The following is a 273-nucleotide window of genomic DNA, read 5'->3' as shown; positions in this document are numbered from 1 at the left end:
CTTATTCGAAAGGATGAAAAACGGAGAATTTGAAAGTGGTTCAATGTCTCTTCGTGCAAAAATCGACATGGTTTCGCCAAACATGAATATGCGTGACCCTGTTATGTATAGAATTTTGAATAAACCTCACCACAGAACAGGTACCGCTTGGAAAATTTATCCAATGTACGACTGGGCTCATGGTGAATCTGATTATATTGAACAAATCTCACACTCACTTTGTTCTTTGGAGTTTGAAAACCACAGACCTTTGTACAACTGGTATTTGGATCA

1 protein-coding gene is annotated in these 273 nt (G+C 38.1%); it reads left to right on the top strand.

Annotated features, from left to right (window positions below):
* On the top strand, positions 1-273 hold a 273-nt coding region (locus SB679_RS24230), incomplete at both ends, for a glutamate--tRNA ligase family protein (protein WP_410704800.1).

Source organism: Chryseobacterium sp. SIMBA_029 (genome assembly GCF_046535275.1).
GTDB lineage: Bacteria > Bacteroidota > Bacteroidia > Flavobacteriales > Weeksellaceae > Chryseobacterium.
This window is presented reverse-complemented; position numbering and strand designations above follow the sequence as displayed.